Origin of the sequence: Bacillus methanolicus MGA3 (genome assembly GCF_000724485.1) — a bacterium.
Taxonomy (GTDB): domain Bacteria; phylum Bacillota; class Bacilli; order Bacillales; family Cytobacillaceae; genus Bacillus_Z; species Bacillus_Z methanolicus_A.
Window position 1 is genome coordinate 2,845,084 of the sequence record NZ_CP007739.1, and the last position, 17,847, is coordinate 2,862,930.

Here is a 17,847-nt window from a genome sequence, read left to right on the forward strand (position 1 = left end):
TTCAATTTTTTGATTGATAAAGTAAGAGCCCCCTAAAGAAGAGAAGGGAGCTATTTATATTACACGATATAACGTTCTGCTTCTATTAACTTGTTTGCAGCTTCACGTTTCTTGGCAATTACATTAATTGGAGTATGGCGGGTAAATTTGCGCAGTGCAGAAATAAGCATACGGAGTGCATCCCCTAGTTCAACTGCGACAATCGTTTCTTTTGCATGTTGTTCAATTTCGTTGAATGCTTCCTGACAAAAGATTTGTGTATAAAGAAGCTTTTGTTTGCTCTTTTCTAAGCCGAATTTTTCAATTGCTTTTTCCGTCCGCAATACAGCCGATTCCATTGCGTAAACATTTGATACAATATCAGCAATATTAACAAGAATCTCCTGTTCTTTTTCAAGCGCTTTGCCGTATTTTTGTGCTGCAAGGCCGCAAGCCAGCAAGCCGATTTTCTTCGCGTTTTTCACTAAATATTTTTCTTGTGCAAGCGGTTCATGGCCAGGGTCTTCCGGCATAAGCATGATCAATTCTTCCTGAATGGTCTGTGCTTTCTGAAGAAGCGGCAGCTCGCCCTTCATTGCTTTGCGAAGTAATGTTCCAGGAACAAGCAAACGATTGATTTCGTTTGTCCCTTCGAAAATGCGGTTGATCCGGGAATCACGATAAATTCTTTCAATCTCATATTCCGCCATAAAGCCGTAGCCGCCGTGGATTTGAACGCCTTCATCAGCAATATAATCAAGGACTTCTGTTGCAAAGAATTTGTTTAGCGAGCACTCAATCGCATATTCAGCAATCGACTTTGCTACCTCTAATCCATCTTTTACTTGTTCATTCGTTAAATTGCTCATGCGCTCTTCAAACAAACCAACTGTGCGATAAACCGAACTTTCAGCAGCATACAGCTTGGCAGCCATCGTGCCAAATTTTTCTTTTGTTAAATTAAATTGTGCAATTGGTGTTTTAAACTGCTGGCGCTGGTTTGCATATTGAACAGTTATTTCAAATGCACGTTTCGAACCTCCCACTGCACCAACACCAAGCTTATAACGTCCAATATTCAGGATGTTAAAAGCGATGACATGCCCTTTTCCCGGTTCACCAAGAAGGTTTTCTTTCGGTACTAGCGCATCTTGCAAAATTAGCGTCCGAGTAGAAGAACTCTTAATCCCCATTTTCTTTTCTTCTGCGCCTGTTGAAACCCCAGGAAATTCTCTTTCTACGATGAAGGCAGTGAAATGCTCGCCGTCAATTTTAGCGTAAACAATAAATACATCTGCAAATCCTGCATTTGTAATCCATTGTTTTTCACCATTTAGGACAAAGTGAGTGCCTTCTGCATTTAATTTTGCAGTCGTTTTCGCACCAAGAGCATCAGAACCCGATCCCGGTTCTGTTAAAGCGTATGCTGCGATCTTCTCACCTGTTGCCAGAAGCGGAAGATATTTTTGCTTTTGTTCTTCATTTCCAAAAAGGACAATTGGAAGGGAGCCGATTCCGACATGTGCTCCGTGGGAAATGGAGAAGCCGCCTGCACGAGACATTTTCTCTGCAATAAGAGCTGAGCTGATTTTATCAAGTCCTAGGCCTCCATATTCTTCAGGTACATCTGCACCTAATAAGCCTAATTCGCCAGCTTGCTTTAGTAATTTTAAAGATCGGTCAAACTCATGGTTTTCTAATTGCTCAAGCTGAGGTAAAACTTCATTGACAACATAATCTTCTGTTGTCTTTGCAATCATTTTTTGTTCATCATTGAAATCTTCTGGGGTGAAGACTTGTTTATATGAAACATCTTCAATTAAAAAGCTTCCGCCTTTAACTATGTTTTGAGTTTCGTTCGACATTGATTTTTCCTCCATTCTTTATCTTGGAAGAAACACTTGTGGATCCTCCCAATTCATTTTTAGAGTAATTCAAAAACTGCGGCTGCCCCCATTCCGCCTCCTATGCACATTGTGACAACACCAAATTGTTCGTTTCTTCTTCTTAATTCATGAATAAGTGAAAGAGTCAGCTTTGCTCCTGTACATCCAAGCGGATGACCAAGGGCAATTGCACCACCGTTCACGTTAACTTTTTCTTCATCGAGGCCAAGTTCACGAATGATCTGCAACGATTGAGATGCAAATGCTTCGTTTAATTCAAATAAGCTAATGTCGGATAATTCCAAACCAGCGAGTTTTAATGCTTTAGGAATGGCTACAACAGGTCCGATTCCCATAATTTCCGGCGGCACGCCGCCAACAGCAAATGATCTGAATTTGGCCAGAGGCTTTAAGCCGAGTGATTCGGCTTTTTCACGGTCCATTACCATAACTGCCGCAGCTCCATCACTTGTTTGCGACGCATTGCCCGCTGTAACAGTACCGTTAACCGAGAAAACAGGCCGAAGCTTTGCCAGTGCCTCCATATTTGTTTCCGGGCGGACGCCTTCATCTGTCGTAAACTTGATCGTTTTCTCAACTAACTTATTGTTTTTGTCGAAAGACCTTATCGTTACATCCACCGGAACAATTTCTTCTTCAAACTTGCCTTCCTGAATGGCTTTTGCCGCTTTCTTATGGCTTCGCACCGCAAAAGCATCTTGGTCTTCACGGGAAATTCCGTATTTTTTGGCTACCTCTTCAGCTGTATGACCCATGCCCATATAATATTCCGGTGCTGTTTCTGCAAGCCTAGCATTTGGACGCACAACATGGCCCATCATCGGAACCATGCTCATTGATTCAACTCCTCCGGCAATAATGGTGTCAGAGGCGCCGACCATAATCCTTTCAGCTGCATAAGCGATCGATTGCAAGCCCGATGAACAATAGCGATTGATGGTAATGGCAGGCACAGTATACGGAAGGCCTGCCAGTGCCCCGATATTTCTGGCCACATTCATCCCTTGTTCAGCTTCGGGCATCGCACATCCAATAATCAAATCGTCAATATTTCCTTGATAATTGCCGGCACGATTGATCGTTTCTTTAACAACCAACGCCCCTAAATCGTCCGGACGTACATTGGCGAGCGTTCCCTTTTTCGCCTTCCCAACTGGAGTACGTGCACCGGCCACGATTACTGCTTCTCTCATTCCGTTCCCTCTCTTTCTATGTTTATATAAATCTTTTAATTGCGAAGCGGTTTGCCTTTGACAAGCATATGCTGCATTCTAGCTTGCGATTTGGGTTCTGCAACAAGGTTTAGGAATGCTTCTCTTTCAAGATCAAGCAAGTACTCTTCATCCACTTCTGTTCCAAACGGCACCCTGCCTCCGGCAATGACATAAGCAAGCTTTTTGGCAATCTTCAAATCATGCTCTGAAATATAACCTGAGTGGTACATTGACTGAGCACCGAGAAGCAATGTTGCATAACCCGTTTCTCCAACAACCGGGATTTTTTTGCGTACAGGTGGTTTATAGCCTTTTTCATAGAGTGCCAGTACAGCTTGCTTTGCATCATACAGAAGATGATCGCTGTTAACGCTTATTCCATCAGCATGATTTAGGAAGTGATTCTCGCGTGCTTCTTCACCGGAAGTCGACACCTTAGCCATTGCAATTGTTTCAAATACTTTATTCGCAACTTTTTGCAAGTCAAAATCAATTCCGTTTGGGAGGCTTTCAAGATGCTTAATATAAAGTTCTTTATTTCCGCCTCCTCCCGGAATAAGACCAACTCCTACTTCGACAAGACCCATGTATGTTTCTGATGAAGCCTGAATATGAGCCGCAGGCAAGCATATTTCTGCCCCACCGCCAAGTGTCATACCAAATGGTGCTGCTACTACTGGTTTTTTGGAATATTTAATCTTCATGGCAGCCTTCTGGAAATTGCGAACAACCATTTCAAGTTCAAAAAGGTTGTCATCTTGAGCTTCCATAAGGATCATTGCCAGGTTGGCACCGACACAGAAGTTTTTCCCTTGATTTCCGATGACAAGACCTTTATAATTCTTTTCAACTTCATCAATTGCAAAATTGATCATTTGAATAATATCAAGGCCGATGGAATTATTTGGAGAATGGAACTCAAGAAGCGCTACACCGTCGCCAAGGTCTATCAAGCTTGCTCCGCTGTTCTTTTTAATGACACCTTTTTGTTTTTTTAGAAGCTTAAGGTTGATTATTTTTGGATTTTCTTCTAAAAGCTTATATTCACCGTTATGGTAGAAGAAAACATTTCCGTCTTCTTCTTTATAGAAAGAAGAAAATCCTTTTTCTACCATTTCTTTCACCCAGACAGGTACTTCTTTTCCAGATGCTTCGAACTTTTTCAATGATGTTTCAAGGCCGATGGCATCCCACGTTTCAAATGGGCCTAATTCCCATCCAAATCCCCACTTCATGGCTCTGTCAATTGCGACAATATCATCGGCAATGATTCCAAGCAGCTCAGCGGAGTAAACAAGAACTGGACTGATAATATTCCATAACAAGCTGCCGGCACGATCTTCAGCATATACAAGCGCTTTCATTTTATTGGCTGTGCCTTTTTCCTGTCTGCTCATTTCTGTAGCGGCTGTTTTTAATTTTTTTCGCGGGCCATATTCCATTGTTGCTGGATCCAATTCCAGAATTTCTTTGCCTTTCTTCAGAAAAAAACCTTGGCCTGACTTGCTTCCAAGCCAGCCTTTATTGAGCATTTCTTTCATGAAAACAGGCACTTCAAATACTTCTTTTTCTTTGCCTTCAACTTGCTCATAAACGTTATTTGCTACATGAACAAACGTATCAAGCCCTACAACATCAAGGGTTCGGAAAGTGGCGCTTTTTGGACGGCCGATTAGCGGACCTGTAACGGAATCAACCTCTCCTACACTGTACCCGCCTTTAAGCATTTCCTGAACCGTAACGAGAAGGCCGTATGTTCCAATTCGATTCGCAATAAAGTTCGGCGTGTCTTTTGCCTCAACAACGCCTTTGCCAAGAACGTCTTCCCCAAATTGTTTCATAAAAGCTAAAACTTCCGCTGCTGTATCCTTTGTAGGAATCACTTCAAGAAGCTTTAAATATCGCGGCGGGTTAAAAAAGTGAGTACCAAGGAAATGTTTCCTGAAGTCTTCTGAACGCCCCTCTGCCATTGCCTCAACCGAAATGCCGGAAGTATTCGAGCTTACAATGCTGCCCGGTTTACGGTATTGGTCCACTTTTTCAAATACTTGCTTCTTAATTTCCAAATTTTCAACAACAACTTCGATAATCCAGTCAACTTCACTTAACCGAATCATGTCATCTTCAAAGTTCCCTGGTTCAATTAATGCAAGGTTTTTTTTGGAGGTTAGCGGAGCCGGCTTTTGCTTCAACAGTTTTTGGAGTGCAGAAGAGCTAAGGCGGTTTCGAATCTGTTTATCTTCAAGTGTTAAGCCATTTGCTTTTTCTTCTTCTGTTAATTCGCGAGGCACAATATCAAGCAATAATGTTGGGATGCCGATGTTAGCCAGGTGTGCGGCAATTCCTGATCCCATTACTCCTGATCCAAGGACCGCAGCCTTTTGAATACGTTCGATCAATTTTGTCTCCTCCTTTGACACTTTGAATGAACACTCATTCATTTTTCTGCCAAAAAAATTACCTACGTTAAATATAAAATATTAAAAAAATTTCCGCAATAATCAAATACGGAAAATTGAAAAATTTTAGAAAAAATATTTTCTGTTTTGATGTTAAGTAAATGGGCATTCTAAAATTGAAGCTTGCACTATTGGAGCTTTTTACTGACACAACCTTGGAATCGGAGGTAAAAGCGATGGCGAAAAGAAAAAAGAATCCTTCTAAAGCAGGGGTCAGTGCTGCCAGCGTAAAAGGCAACGCAGGTCCGACAGTTGAAATGGACGGCGGCGGAAAAGTCAACAGCCAAAATAACCAATATAAGAAGTAAGGATCATTCTTGTGTGAGACTTTTAACGGTTAAAGATCATGTTTTCGCCGTTAAGTACTAACTTTCGGCGGTTGGAACATGATTTTTCGCCGTAATAATTGAAAATTCACCGGTTAGCAAATTAAGAAGTAAAATAGGAAAAGACAGGCCGTTAAATAAGCCTGTCCTTTTTCTATTTTTTTATAATTCCTTTTAATACAAAGGCAACGTTTGCCGGGCGTTCTGCAAGGCGGCGCATAAAATAACCATACCAGTCAGTTCCATATGGAACGTAGACGCGCATTTTATATCCTTCTTTCACAAGTTCAAGCTGCCTTTCTGGGCGAATTCCGTAAAGCATTTGAAACTCAAATTGGCTGGTCGGAATATTATGTTCTTTTACAAGCTGTTTTGTATATTCAATGATCGCATCATCATGTGTAGCAACAGCTGTATAATTGCCATTCAGCAAATGCATTTTGATAATCTTTTTAAAGTTTTCATCGACATCTTTTTTATCCGGAAAAGCCACTTCCTGAGATTCTTTGTATGCCCCTTTAACAAGGCGAAGATTTGGCGAGTATTGATTCAAATCTTCTATATCCTGAACGGTGCGGTACAAATAAGCCTGAATAACCGTTCCAACATTGTCGTATTCAGATTTTAACTGTTTAAAAATATCGAGTGTTTTTTGACAGCGGGAGAAATCTTCCATATCAATCGTAACGAATACACCATTTTCTTTTGCTGTATCAAGAATGCGGTGCATATTTCGCATAACCACGTCATCGGAAATATCCAATCCCATTGAAGTCATTTTTAAAGAAAGCTGCGAGTCTAACTTTTCCCGGCCGATCGCTTTTATTGCTTCAATTGAATGATCCGCCATTTCATTTGCTTCTTTTTCATTATCAACAAACTCACCAAGGTAATCGATCGTAACAACTAAACCTTTTTTGTTAAGATCTTTAATGACATTCACTGCCTGTTCGATTGTTTCACCTGCAACAAAACGGGAGGCGCCAAAGCGCAAGCCATATTTTTTTGCAAGTTTTGTTAAGGTTTTATTCTTAGATAAAAAGAGAAAAAAATCTCTCATTGCCTGTTCCATAATCTACCTCCATGTGAAAACGATTACAATTGTTTAAAATTCGATTTCTACTAATATTTCAAAATTGTATTTGCCATCTTAATTTTATCACTTATTATGTTTTTTGGACATGATTTCACAAAAAAAAGATCGAATTTTGTCGAGTAATAATTTTCTTAATATAATAATTATTCGGACGCTTCCTTATTCTTTTTGCTTATCTTCCCAAGGCTCAAATGAAAACGGAACTCCAATCATTTGTGCGGTCAAATAATCATAGGACACTAAATCTTTTTTTGACAGCTCTTTTAAAGATCGTTTCCCCATCGCTCTTAATGCTATTTTTATTTCTTCTGTACTTGATATTAAGAATTTCTCCGCTGATTTCACTCCTTCTTCGACTTTAAATTTATCCTTGAATTTTCCTTCATTCCAAACAACTTGTGTAGGCGGTTCAAATGGAAGAGCATTTAATATTTGTTTATGTGCTACAGTAAATAGCATGACAGACCCTAAAGCAACAGCATCTGCGCCGAGTGCAAGAACTTTTAAAAAGTGCCCGGGGGTAAAAAGCCCCCCCGAGACAATTAAACTAACTTGTCCCTTCATATTCCTCTTTTCTAGATGATTAGCAGCCCGGACAACTCCATGCAATGTCGGTATTCCAAAATCATCAGCTAAAATGGGAGGTGCACCGAGTGTGGCCGCTTGTCCGCCGTCAATCGTAATGAAATCAACACCAATGTCAATTAAATGATCAATGTCTTCTTCAATTTTTCCTCCTGCCCCCATTTTTACGCCAATTGGAACACCTCCTGAAAGGTTTCGAAGGTACTCAACTAGTTCTTTCATATCTTCTAATGTTTGATTTTCAAAAAAATGCTCATAAATCACTGCATCCTCATTTTCTTTAAGCCCCATCACTTCACGAGCACGGCCTGTTAAATTATTTGGTGAAATTTTTCCGCCCATCCCGACTAATGCGCCTTGTCCAAGCTTAATTTCAATCATATTGGCACGTTTAATAACTTCTTCTTCCTTTGACCATTGTGTTTTTGAAAACTGTAAAATATACTTTCCTGCATTGTCTAATTCTTCAGGCAATATTCCGCCTTCACCTGAATTAATCGCTGTTCCTGTGTTTTTAGCTGCTTGGGCCAAAGCAATCCTCACTTCTTCACTGAGTGCGATCCCATAGGCCATCCCGCTGATCAAAAGCGGAATGTTAATTTCCAATGGTTTTTTCGCTTTTGGACCAATTGTTACTTTAACATCTACTTCTTCTTCATTATCAACTGGAAACGGCGTCGTCTGTGCAGGAATAAATGTAATCGGATCAAAATGCGGCCATTTTTTTGAAGAGCCAAGCGGGCGATGAAGGAGATCACCTGATTCTGCACGCAAGTTATTTTCAAGCACATTTTGAATGCCAATATGCCGAAAGCCTGGTATCATCTCAATAATATTTTCTTGATAGCTGTCGCTCAGAATGATTTTTCCCATCTGCTTCACCATTCGTTTCATAAACCAACGCCAACCAACAAGAATGAATAAAAAAAGGACAAATAATATTGTAATCATCACAAAAATCAATATATAAAAAATGTTCGACATATTCATTTCTCCACTATTACATAAATTAAACCGTTCTCCACTCTCATTATTTCCCTAAAGAAGGGAAAACATGTTTTTTGGCGTGATTTGCTTCATAGGTGAGCGAAGCCAAGCACAAAATATTTACAAAGCTAAAGGAGGTAATTTTCATGAACTTAATAAATGATATCACTCACCGTCCTTGGCCATTACCTTCGAAAAAATGGATTATGCGGCAAACTTGGAGTAATCTATTGTTTGCTCATTGGCCTGTACCACCTGAAACACTGCGCCCGCATATTCCCCCTCCCTTACAAATCGACACCTTTAATGGATATGCGTGGTTGGGTATTGTTCTATTTGTTTTGGAAGGAATTTATCCTCGTGGATTGTCATATGTATCGTTAGTCCCTCCATTTCCAGAAATCAATGTAAGGACATATGTTCAATGCAATGGGAAACCCGGTGTTTATTTTATGTCCCTTGATGCCGAGCACTGGATCACATATACAATTGCAAAAAAATTGTTTCGTTTGCCTTATTATTCTGCACAAATTTCTTTTCAAAAAAAAGGACAAACCTTTCATTGCAAAAGTATTCGCAAAGGAAAAACAAATACTCCAATAATATTTAATGGAAATTACGTTCCTTTATCAGAAGTTTATTTTGCTAAAGAAGGAACGCTGGACCATTGGCTTACAGAACGATATTGCCTCTACAGTACCGATAACGGAGCCAATATCTATTGCGGTGAAATACACCATCGTCCATGGCCGCTGCAAAAAGCAGAGACAGAAATATGTACAAATACACTTTTTTCTCCTTTTCATTTTGACTTTACTGAAGTAAAACCCATTTCTCATTTCTCGAAAGGAGTTGATGCGCTTATCTGGAATATTAAAAAAGTACGTTTTTAATGCGAAAAAGACAGACCCCTCCAATAAATACATATAAAACGATTCTAATTATTGTTGTTGTTGGAGGGAGTCAGACCTTTTTAAGCCATCACTTAATAAGTTAACCCCTTTTTATCCATTCTTTTTTGCACGATGGGCTTCATTTAATTGCTTAATTTCTCGAACGAGTTGTTTCATTTCTTCCTTTGCATCTGGATATAATTCATTCCAGTGCTTGGCAAGAGGCGGCATCGATTTAGCAATGTGCGTGTATAAAGCCCATATTTTCACCTTTTCTTTTAATTCATCATTCGTGTCACCAATTAACAGTTCTGTATATTTGGTAAGCAAAGCATCAAATTGCTCGTAAAATTTTTCTTCCAAAAAGGCCCCTCCTTACATAAGCCGTTTGCATGTTTGCGGATATTTTCCGCCCAAAATCGCAATTTTAATTAGTTAAATCTGTAAGACTCGGAACCATGCAAAACAGGCGTTCCTTTTAAAATGCATCTTCCTTTTCCATACGGAATGCACAAGGGTGTTCCAAATAACGGATCCATCGTAACCTCACAGTCCATGCCAAATACATTTTTGACAAGGCTGCAATTAATGACATGTTCTGGTTTTCCCTGGGCATAAATCTTTTGATCCTTAATAGCGACAATATTATGCGCATAGCGGCATGCTAAATTTAAATCATGAAGAACCATCACAATTGTTCGTTTTTCTGTTTCGTTTAATTCAAAAAGCAAATCCAAAATCTCAATTTGATGAGCCATATCCAAATAAGTTGTTGGCTCATCCAATAAAATAATATCCGTATTCTGAGCAAGGGTCATAGCAATCCAGGCGCGCTGGCGCTGCCCGCCTGATAACGAATCGACAGTCCGGTCTTTTAAATGGTCTAAACCGGTTGCTTTTAACGCTTTTCTTACCTTCGTTTCGTCTTCGATTGTCCACTGTTTCAGCCAAGATTGATAAGGATATCTGCCTTGTTTCACCAACTGAAGAACAGTGAGGCCTTCAGGTGCTGCCGGAGATTGCGGAAGAATGGCCATTTTTTTTGCTACCTCTTTTGTTGATAATTTGGATATGGCTTCCCCTTCAAGCAAAACGGCGCCTGATTTAGGTTTAAGAAGCCGGGCAATGGAACGAAGCAGTGTCGATTTTCCGCAGCCGTTCCCGCCTATAAAAACTGTGATCTCACCTCTTGGAACTTTAAGGTCAAGTTCATTAATAATAATAGTTTCTCCGTATGAAAGCGTCAGTTTATTCGTTTCTATCGCCTGCCCCATTTATACCCGCTCCTTTACTAGTATTTCTTTAAACCTAAGAATTCCTTGTTTTAAACAATAAGTAGATAAAATATGGTGCCCCAATGCTTGCTGTAAAAACACCGGCAGGTATTTCTAACGGCGAAAACAATGTTCGGCCAATTAAATCTGCAAGCATGACCAATATTCCGCCTAAAAGCGCCGAAACCGGCAATAAAGCTCCAAAGGCGGAACCAACAAGCCGCCTTGCCATATGAGGTGCCATTAAACCGACAAAACCGATTCCCCCTGCAAAAGCGACAGAGCTGCCAATTAAACCAGTACTGATCATCAGTAAAGTGAAGCGCTGTCTATGAACATGGCTTCCAAGACCGGCTGCGATATCATCACCAAGCTCTTGGATATTAACATGTCTTGCATAAATAAAGGCTATTATAAGAAGAAGGACAATCCATGGAACGAGAATTCCAACGTTTTTCCAATTTGACCCGTACACGGTCCCGGTAATCCAAATATTTGCCTGGCTGGCTTGATAAATAGGCCCTAAAATCATCATGATTGTTGTCAAAGCCTTCATTAATGTCATAATTCCAATACCAATAAGAACGAGCCTTACCGATGATACACCGTTTTTCCATGCTAAAAGATAAACGAGAAAAGCAACGGCGGCAGCTCCGCAAAATGCGGCTGCCGGAAGCCAACTAATGCTTACTGTTAAAGAATGATTTTTATCACTAAAAACAGCTAAAAAACCGACAACGGCAACGGTTGCTCCCCCGGTAATACCCAGAATGTCAGGAGATGCGAGCGGGTTCCGGATCATGCCCTGCAAAATCCCTCCAGCGACTGAGAGCCCCATTCCGGCCATGAAAGCAATGATGATTCTCGGCAGCCGGAACGACAGGATCACGAGGCGGTCTGTTTCAGAACCTCCGCCAATCAACACTTGCAAAACATCCAGAGGACTGATTTTCATCTCTCCCATTCCTGTGCTTAAAACAAAAACAAATGATGCCGTAAGCAACAACCCGAAGAAAACAAATAGTCCTTTATTATCGATTAAATATGATATTTTCCCTTTAAATATTCGAAAGTTTTTATATCGTTGTTTCATCGCCCACTGAACCCCTTTCTAGCAATATAAATAAAAAATGGGGTTCCTATAATGGCTGTCATAACACCGACCGGAACTTCCCGGGGCATTAAAATATATCTGGATGCAATGTCAGCTGCTATCAATAGCATTCCGCCAAGCACGCCTGAAAAAGGAATTACCCAGCGATGGTCGATCCCTACAATAAAACGGGTAAGATGAGGAACGACAATTCCAATAAATCCAATGGGGCCACAGGCTGCAACTGCCCCTCCTGAAAGAAGGATGACAATCATTCCGATGCCTATTTTTAAAAACACTGTATTTAATCCAAGACCTTTCGCCACATCTTCTCCCATTGAAAAAACATTCATTTTTGCTGCTATTAACAGCGAAGCAATCCAGCCAGCGGCCAAATATGGAAGGACAGTAGTTAAATTTTCCAGCTTTCTTCCGGAAACGGACCCTGCAAGCCAAAATAACACTTGTTCGAACGCGGCTTCATTTAATACGAGAAGACCTTGGGTAAAAGAAGAAAACATTGCTGTCATGGCTGCACCGGCAAGTGTGAGCTTCATCGGAGTTAATCCTTCCCTTCCAATGGATCCAACCACATAAACACTTATAGCAGCTATAGCAGCACCTAAAAAAGAAAGCCACGTAAAAAAATGAAGATTCCCCAAACTGAACATCGTTACGCCTATTACGACAGCAACTCCGGCTCCTGCATTAACTCCGAATATATCCGGTGATGCAAGCGGATTTTTCGTTAACGTTTGCATTAAGACTCCTGAAATGGCTAAACTCGCTCCAACTGCAGCGGCAATGAATGCACGAGGAACTCTTGCCGATTGAATCACAAGATGTTCATTTGATCCATTAAAATGGGTAAATGCGTCAATAGCCATTTTCCAAGTCGTATCCGTATACCCGTAAACAATGCTCGCACATATGAAAAAAAGCAGCAAAACAATGGCGAGCAAAAACCCCATCCATTTCTGCCTTGTGTTTTTTAACAGCATAGCCAAATACCTTCTAACCTGTTTATTTATGTATGGTCCATTTTCAAGTTTCAGTCTATTGTAATCATGAGAATCTGTCAATGACTTTGAAAATCATTATCAATTAATTGTTGACATTGCATAGGAATCACATTATGATAAGTTATAAATGATAATGATTATCATTAACAATAATATTGAGGAGGCATACATAAGTTGAAAAAATTAAAATCGCTATTTGCTATTATTTCTTTATTCACGCTCTTCCTTCTTGCCGCTTGCGGAAACAATGCAGAGGAGACGGCAACTGAGAAAAAAGAAAACGACAAAAAAACAGAAGATACAAGCTATACAGTTGAACACGCAATGGGAACAACTAAATTAGAAAAAACACCTAAAAGAGTCGTCGTCCTTACAAACGAAGGAACGGAAGCCTTGCTGGCTCTAGGAGTAAAACCCGTTGGAGCTGTTCAATCATGGCTTGGAGATCCGTGGTACGATCATATTAAGAATGATATGGAAGGGGTCGAAGTCGTAGGAGTTGAGCATGAAGTAAATTTGGAGAAAATTGCAGCATTGAAACCTGATTTAATTATTGGAAACAAATTGCGTCAAGAAGCTGTGTACGATAAATTAAGTGCGATTGCTCCAACTGTTTTTTCATAAACTCTCAGAGGAGATTGGAAAGAAAACTTTCAATTATATGCGAAAGCTTTAAACCTTGAAGAAAAAGGAAACAAAGTATTAAGCGATTTTGATGCAAAAGCAGCCGATTTAAAACAAAAACTAGGTGATAAAGTAAATCAAGAAGTTTCTGTTGTTCGTTTCATGGCTGGAACTGCTCGTATTTATTACACAGATTCCTTTTCCGGGGTTATTTTCGATCAATTAGGATTTAAACGTCCTAAACAACAGGAAGAGCTTTTTACTGGAAATAATAAACTTGGAAAACTTGCGATTGAGGTTGGAAAAGAACTCATTCCTAAAATGGATGGGGACATTCTTTTCTACTTCACATATGCACCAGAAGGTGATCAAGAAGCTCTTAATACAGCAAAAGAATGGACAAGTGATCCCCTTTGGAAAAACTTAAATGCTGTTAAGAACGGAAATGCCCATGAAGTTAATGACGCGATTTGGAATACTGCCGGCGGCGTTATAGCAGCTAACCAAATGCTAGATGAACTTGAAAAAATAATGCTCACAAATTAAAAACTGCAATTGAAAAGAATCCGCATGAACCAATGCGGATTCTTTTTTTGCAACTTAATTCATAAAGATTCCAAAATCGGCAACAATATGTGTAATGCCAAAGAGATGGTGAGTAAAAATGAAAAAATGGTTTAAAAACAATCGCAACAAAGAAGAATTCGATAAAAAAGATGGGCAAAAAGTACTCTTAAAATCTTATGATTATAAAAAAACTTTTTACTACAATCAAAAAAACAACATTCGCTTTTCTTTAACGTTCGTGTCTACATTAATTGATCAAAACGTTCTTCACCAGACTGTTCTCCCGCATCTACAGGAGAATGAATTCACGTCTCTGGATGATATTAAAAAAATCATTCCCATTTCAGATATGGAAATTTCGGACGATCCGTCAATCATCGAACAAAAGCTTTTTAACGGCTATGTTATGTTAACGATTGAACCGGACGAAAAGCGTTTTGCCTTTATCAGCACTCCAAAACTGCTCGTCCGCAATCTTGCACAACCCGAGGTTGAGTTTAGTGTCATCGGCCCAAAGGAAGCATTTGTTGAATCCATTGACCAAAACCTTAATTTAATTCGCAAAAGAGTACCTGTAAAAGAACTTGTGATTGAGTCTCTTTCCGTCGGCAACATTTCAAAAACGAAAATCGCAATCCTTCATATCGATGGAATAACAGACCCGCAAAACGTAAATACGGTTAGACAGCGCATTCAGGAAATCGAATATGACCAGATTACAGACAGTTCTTATATTGTTCAGCTTATTGCGGACAACGTGCATTCTCCCTTTCCGCAAATGCTTGATACGGAACGGCCGGACCGGATTGCAGCAATTCTGGCTGAAGGGAAAGTTGCCGTAGTCGTTGATGGATCCCCGCATGTATTAATTGCACCAACGACAATTGTTGAATTTTTCAATGCATTTGAAGATTACAATCTTCTCTGGCATTCTGCATCTTTTTTCCGAATGCTGCGCTTGTTTTCAGTTGCCTTTTCCATATTAGTAACACCTGTCTATGTAGCAGCGTTAACATATCACTATGAGTTAATTCCAAAGGATCTATTAACTACGTTAATTAGCTCGAGAAGGGTGGTTCCCCTCCCTCCAATTTTAGAAGCACTGTTATTGGAATTAGTTATTGAACTCCTGCGAGAAGCAGGAGCCCGGCTCCCGACAAAAGTCGGCCAGACAATCGGCATCGTAGGCGGAATCGTAATTGGAACGGCGTCTGTTGAAGCAGGTCTTACAAGTAATATTCTTTTAATTATGGTGGCCCTATCTGCCCTTGCTTCTTTCACTACTCCGGTTTACAAAATAGGCGTTTCAATCAGGCTCTTGCGGTTCCCTTTTTTGTTCTTTGCTGAGCTCTGGGGCCTGGTTGGAATTGTATTTTGTTTTTGTATTTTGTTGACCCATTTAATCAGACTTGATTCTCTCGGACGGCCATTTTTAGAACCGCTGTATCCTCCAAGAGTGGCGGACTTAAAGGACGCATTAATCCGCTTGCCTTTTGATAAGCAGCGGATGCGTCCGGAATATTTAAGAACCGAGCAGCCTATCCGCTTCGGAAAGAAAAAAGCAAAAGTGAAAAAAGATATCGACGAATAATGACGGGAGGTGAACCGCCATACAGCAGCCATCCATTCCAGAACGTCTTCAAATTTCCCCTTTTCTCGTTTGTTATGTGATAATGGCTATGCAAATCGGAATTGGTATATTAGGATATCAGCAATTCATTGCCGAAGGGGCTGGCTATGATGCTTGGATTTCCGTGCTGATAACAGGCCTCAGCCTTCATGTGATTCTTTGGATGATCTACAAAATTTGCGAGACTGTGAACGGGGATATTGTTTCTGCTCATACGTATGTTTTTGGCAATATACTTGGGAAAGCAATCAGTTCCTTGATAATTTTATATTATTCTGCTTATGCCATTACTGTATTAAGGTCATATGTTGAAATAATTCAAGTATGGATGTTCCATGAAATGAGTACGTTCTTATTCTCTTTAGGAATAATACTCCTAGTTATTTATATTATATTTGGCGGTTTTCGAACGATCGTCGGCATAGCTTTTTTCAGCATTGTTATCCCATCCTACCTAATCTTTATATTTTTATTCAGTTTGAAATATTCCAATTTCAATAATCTGCTTCCCATTTTTGACCACTCGCTGAAAGAGTTTGCTATTAGCGCCAAAAATATGTCACTAAGCTATTTAGGATTTGAAGTCGTTCTATACTGTTACCCTTTTATTAAAGAACCGGAAAAATCAAAAAAGTGGGCACATCTTGGTGTATTGTTAACCACTTTGTTATATACCGGTTTGGCTGTTCTTACATTCGCCTTTTTTTCTGAAGAAATGCTTAGGAGGACCATTTGGCCAACTTTCCAAATGTGGAGAGTTGCAGAATTGCCGTTTGTTGAAAGATTAGAATATATAGGGATTGCAACCTGGCTCTTAATTATTCTTCCAAATATTTGTTTAGCGATTTGGATTTCAAGCAGGTTAATAAAACGAATAGTCAATCTCAAACAAAAGATCAGTGTACTTCTTATCGCAATCGTTTGTTTAATCGTCTCTGTTACTTTTCAGACGAGAGAAGAAATTAAGCTACTTGATGGCTATATCTCCAAGGCGGGTTTTTGGTTTTCATATGTTTATATTCCCCTTCTGTTTATGTCCGTCTTAATTGCAAAGAAGGTGAAAGGCAAATGAGAATAAAGCACAATTTATGTTTTATGCTTTGTATTCTTTTTTTATCAGGCTGTCTTAATAAAGAAGTCGTTGATGATGTCAGTTTTAAACTAGCAAGTGGTTATGATTATGTAAATGAGAAGGAAGTGCGCGGGACATTCCTAGTGCCTGAATTTTTGCCCGATAAAACGATTAAAAATGTTACATATTCTGCAGTTTCCCGTGGACCATTTGAAGTAAGTAAAGAGATACAGAAGAAAGTGTCAGACCCGATTGTCCGAGGAAGCCTTGAAGGGATCCTTTTTGGAAATGATCTCGCTAAAAAAGGGATCAAAGATCTCCTCGATTCTTTTGAAAGAGATGCAAGTATTGGGGGAAGACTAAATTTAGGGGTAACGGAAGGGGACGCGAAAGATGTTCTTGAAGGGGAATACGGGAACAGAGGAAATGCAGTTTACCTGTCCCGCCTATTTGAACACAACATGGAACACCAAGATTTGCCTGAATCCAATTTAAAGATTTTCTTATCGGATTATTATCAAAAAGGCAAAGACGGCTACTTGCCTCTTTTAAAAAAAAGTAGTAAAAAAAATATCGAAATTAACGGACTCTGCTTATTTAAAGAAGACAAAGTAGTAGATGAGCTTTCCGTTGATAAATTATTTTTCTTTAAATTAATGACCGATCAATATAATGAAGGTACCACTAATGTTGGAGCTAACGGCAATAAAGCTTCGATAGAAATCATTTCATCAAAGAATAAAATGAAATTAATCGGAAGAAATCCATATAAAATCGAACTAAACATAAAATTAAAAGGCGAAATAACGGATTATACCGGAAATCAATTAACCAGGAAAATAAAGGATAACATTGAAAAAACAATGGAAAAAGACATAAAAGAACAATGTTCAAAGTTAATTTCCAGGTTCCGAGAAAAAAACATTGACCCAATCGGATTCGGCGCATTTGTCAAAAGCAGGACAAGAAACTTCGATTTTTCAAAATGGGATGATGAATATCAAAACCTGACAGTCGATGTAAATACAAAAGTCATTCTTGCCGAAGAAGGAGTCATTGAATAAAGGAAACTTCCCTGGGTTTGAGGTTTTACTTCCCGTTTATTAAATGAAGCGAAGG

14 protein-coding genes and 1 pseudogene are annotated in these 17,847 nt (G+C 39.6%); 6 read left to right on the forward strand and 9 right to left on the reverse strand.

Features of this window, described 5'->3' with window-relative positions; translation table 11 throughout:
* Window positions 1-59: 59 nt before the first annotated feature.
* Genes BMMGA3_RS13925 through BMMGA3_RS13935 form a run of 3 tightly spaced genes read right to left on the reverse strand, consistent with a single transcriptional unit; the run spans window position 60 to window position 5,499 of the window.
* Window positions 60-1,844, reverse strand: a complete 1,785-nt coding sequence (locus BMMGA3_RS13925; protein ID WP_003349491.1) for an acyl-CoA dehydrogenase family protein — start codon at window positions 1,842-1,844, stop codon at window positions 60-62.
* A gap of 59 nt (window positions 1,845-1,903) precedes the next feature.
* Complete coding sequence (locus tag BMMGA3_RS13930) at window positions 1,904-3,079, reverse strand: acetyl-CoA C-acetyltransferase (protein ID WP_003349490.1); 1,176 nt, start codon at window positions 3,077-3,079, stop codon at window positions 1,904-1,906.
* 35 nt (window positions 3,080-3,114) lie between these two features.
* Window positions 3,115-5,499 (reverse strand): 3-hydroxyacyl-CoA dehydrogenase/enoyl-CoA hydratase family protein, encoded by a 2,385-nt coding sequence (locus BMMGA3_RS13935; RefSeq protein ID WP_003349489.1) that lies wholly within the window; start codon window positions 5,497-5,499, stop codon window positions 3,115-3,117.
* Window positions 5,500-5,735: 236 nt separating this feature from the next.
* Here BMMGA3_RS13935 and BMMGA3_RS17585 point away from each other — a divergent pair, with 236 nt between their 5' ends.
* Window positions 5,736-5,867, forward strand: coding sequence for a YuzL family protein (locus BMMGA3_RS17585; RefSeq protein ID WP_081485711.1), 132 nt, complete (start codon window positions 5,736-5,738; stop codon window positions 5,865-5,867).
* Window positions 5,868-6,039: 172 nt separating this feature from the next.
* Here the strand turns inward: BMMGA3_RS17585 and BMMGA3_RS13945 are convergent, their stop codons facing one another.
* Together BMMGA3_RS13945 and BMMGA3_RS13950 are read right to left on the reverse strand one after the other, a co-directional pair.
* Entirely contained in the window at window positions 6,040-6,957 is a 918-nt protein-coding gene (locus BMMGA3_RS13945) for a proline dehydrogenase family protein (protein WP_003349487.1), read from the reverse strand.
* Between the two features lie 183 nt (window positions 6,958-7,140).
* Complete coding sequence (locus tag BMMGA3_RS13950) at window positions 7,141-8,550, reverse strand: FMN-binding glutamate synthase family protein (RefSeq protein WP_003349486.1); 1,410 nt, start codon at window positions 8,548-8,550, stop codon at window positions 7,141-7,143.
* 149 nt (window positions 8,551-8,699) lie between these two features.
* Here BMMGA3_RS13950 and BMMGA3_RS13955 point away from each other — a divergent pair, with 149 nt between their 5' ends.
* Entirely contained in the window at window positions 8,700-9,446 is a 747-nt protein-coding gene (locus BMMGA3_RS13955; RefSeq protein WP_003349482.1) for a YqjF family protein, read from the forward strand.
* A gap of 111 nt (window positions 9,447-9,557) precedes the next feature.
* On the opposite strand, the gene BMMGA3_RS13960 is transcribed toward BMMGA3_RS13955, so the two are convergent.
* From BMMGA3_RS13960 to BMMGA3_RS13975, 4 genes are all read right to left on the reverse strand, one after another.
* Window positions 9,558-9,809: a YusU family protein gene (locus BMMGA3_RS13960; protein ID WP_003349481.1), complete on the reverse strand. Its 252-nt coding sequence runs from the start codon at window positions 9,807-9,809 to the stop codon at window positions 9,558-9,560.
* 68 nt (window positions 9,810-9,877) lie between these two features.
* On the reverse strand, window positions 9,878-10,720 hold the full coding sequence (locus BMMGA3_RS13965) for an ABC transporter ATP-binding protein (protein WP_003349479.1): 843 nt from the start codon (window positions 10,718-10,720) through the stop codon (window positions 9,878-9,880).
* A gap of 34 nt (window positions 10,721-10,754) precedes the next feature.
* Entirely contained in the window at window positions 10,755-11,813 is a 1,059-nt protein-coding gene (locus BMMGA3_RS13970) for a FecCD family ABC transporter permease (protein ID WP_003349477.1), read from the reverse strand.
* Complete coding sequence (locus BMMGA3_RS13975) at window positions 11,810-12,814, reverse strand: FecCD family ABC transporter permease (protein WP_003349476.1); 1,005 nt, start codon at window positions 12,812-12,814, stop codon at window positions 11,810-11,812. The genes BMMGA3_RS13970 and BMMGA3_RS13975 overlap by 4 nt, the downstream gene beginning before the upstream one ends.
* Before the next feature lie 195 nt (window positions 12,815-13,009).
* Here BMMGA3_RS13975 and BMMGA3_RS13980 point away from each other — a divergent pair.
* The 4 genes and pseudogenes from BMMGA3_RS13980 (at window position 13,010) to BMMGA3_RS13995 (ending at window position 17,792) form a co-directional block, all read left to right on the forward strand.
* A pseudogene (locus tag BMMGA3_RS13980) lies at window positions 13,010-14,005 on the forward strand (ABC transporter substrate-binding protein).
* A gap of 118 nt (window positions 14,006-14,123) precedes the next feature.
* Entirely contained in the window at window positions 14,124-15,617 is a 1,494-nt protein-coding gene (locus BMMGA3_RS13985; protein WP_003349473.1) for a spore germination protein, read from the forward strand.
* 52 nt (window positions 15,618-15,669) lie between these two features.
* Window positions 15,670-16,728: a GerAB/ArcD/ProY family transporter gene (locus BMMGA3_RS13990; RefSeq protein ID WP_318533219.1), complete on the forward strand. Its 1,059-nt coding sequence runs from the start codon at window positions 15,670-15,672 to the stop codon at window positions 16,726-16,728.
* Complete coding sequence (locus BMMGA3_RS13995; RefSeq protein WP_003349471.1) at window positions 16,725-17,792, forward strand: Ger(x)C family spore germination protein; 1,068 nt, start codon at window positions 16,725-16,727, stop codon at window positions 17,790-17,792. The genes BMMGA3_RS13990 and BMMGA3_RS13995 overlap by 4 nt, the downstream gene beginning before the upstream one ends.
* The last annotated feature ends 55 nt before the right edge of the window (window positions 17,793-17,847 follow it).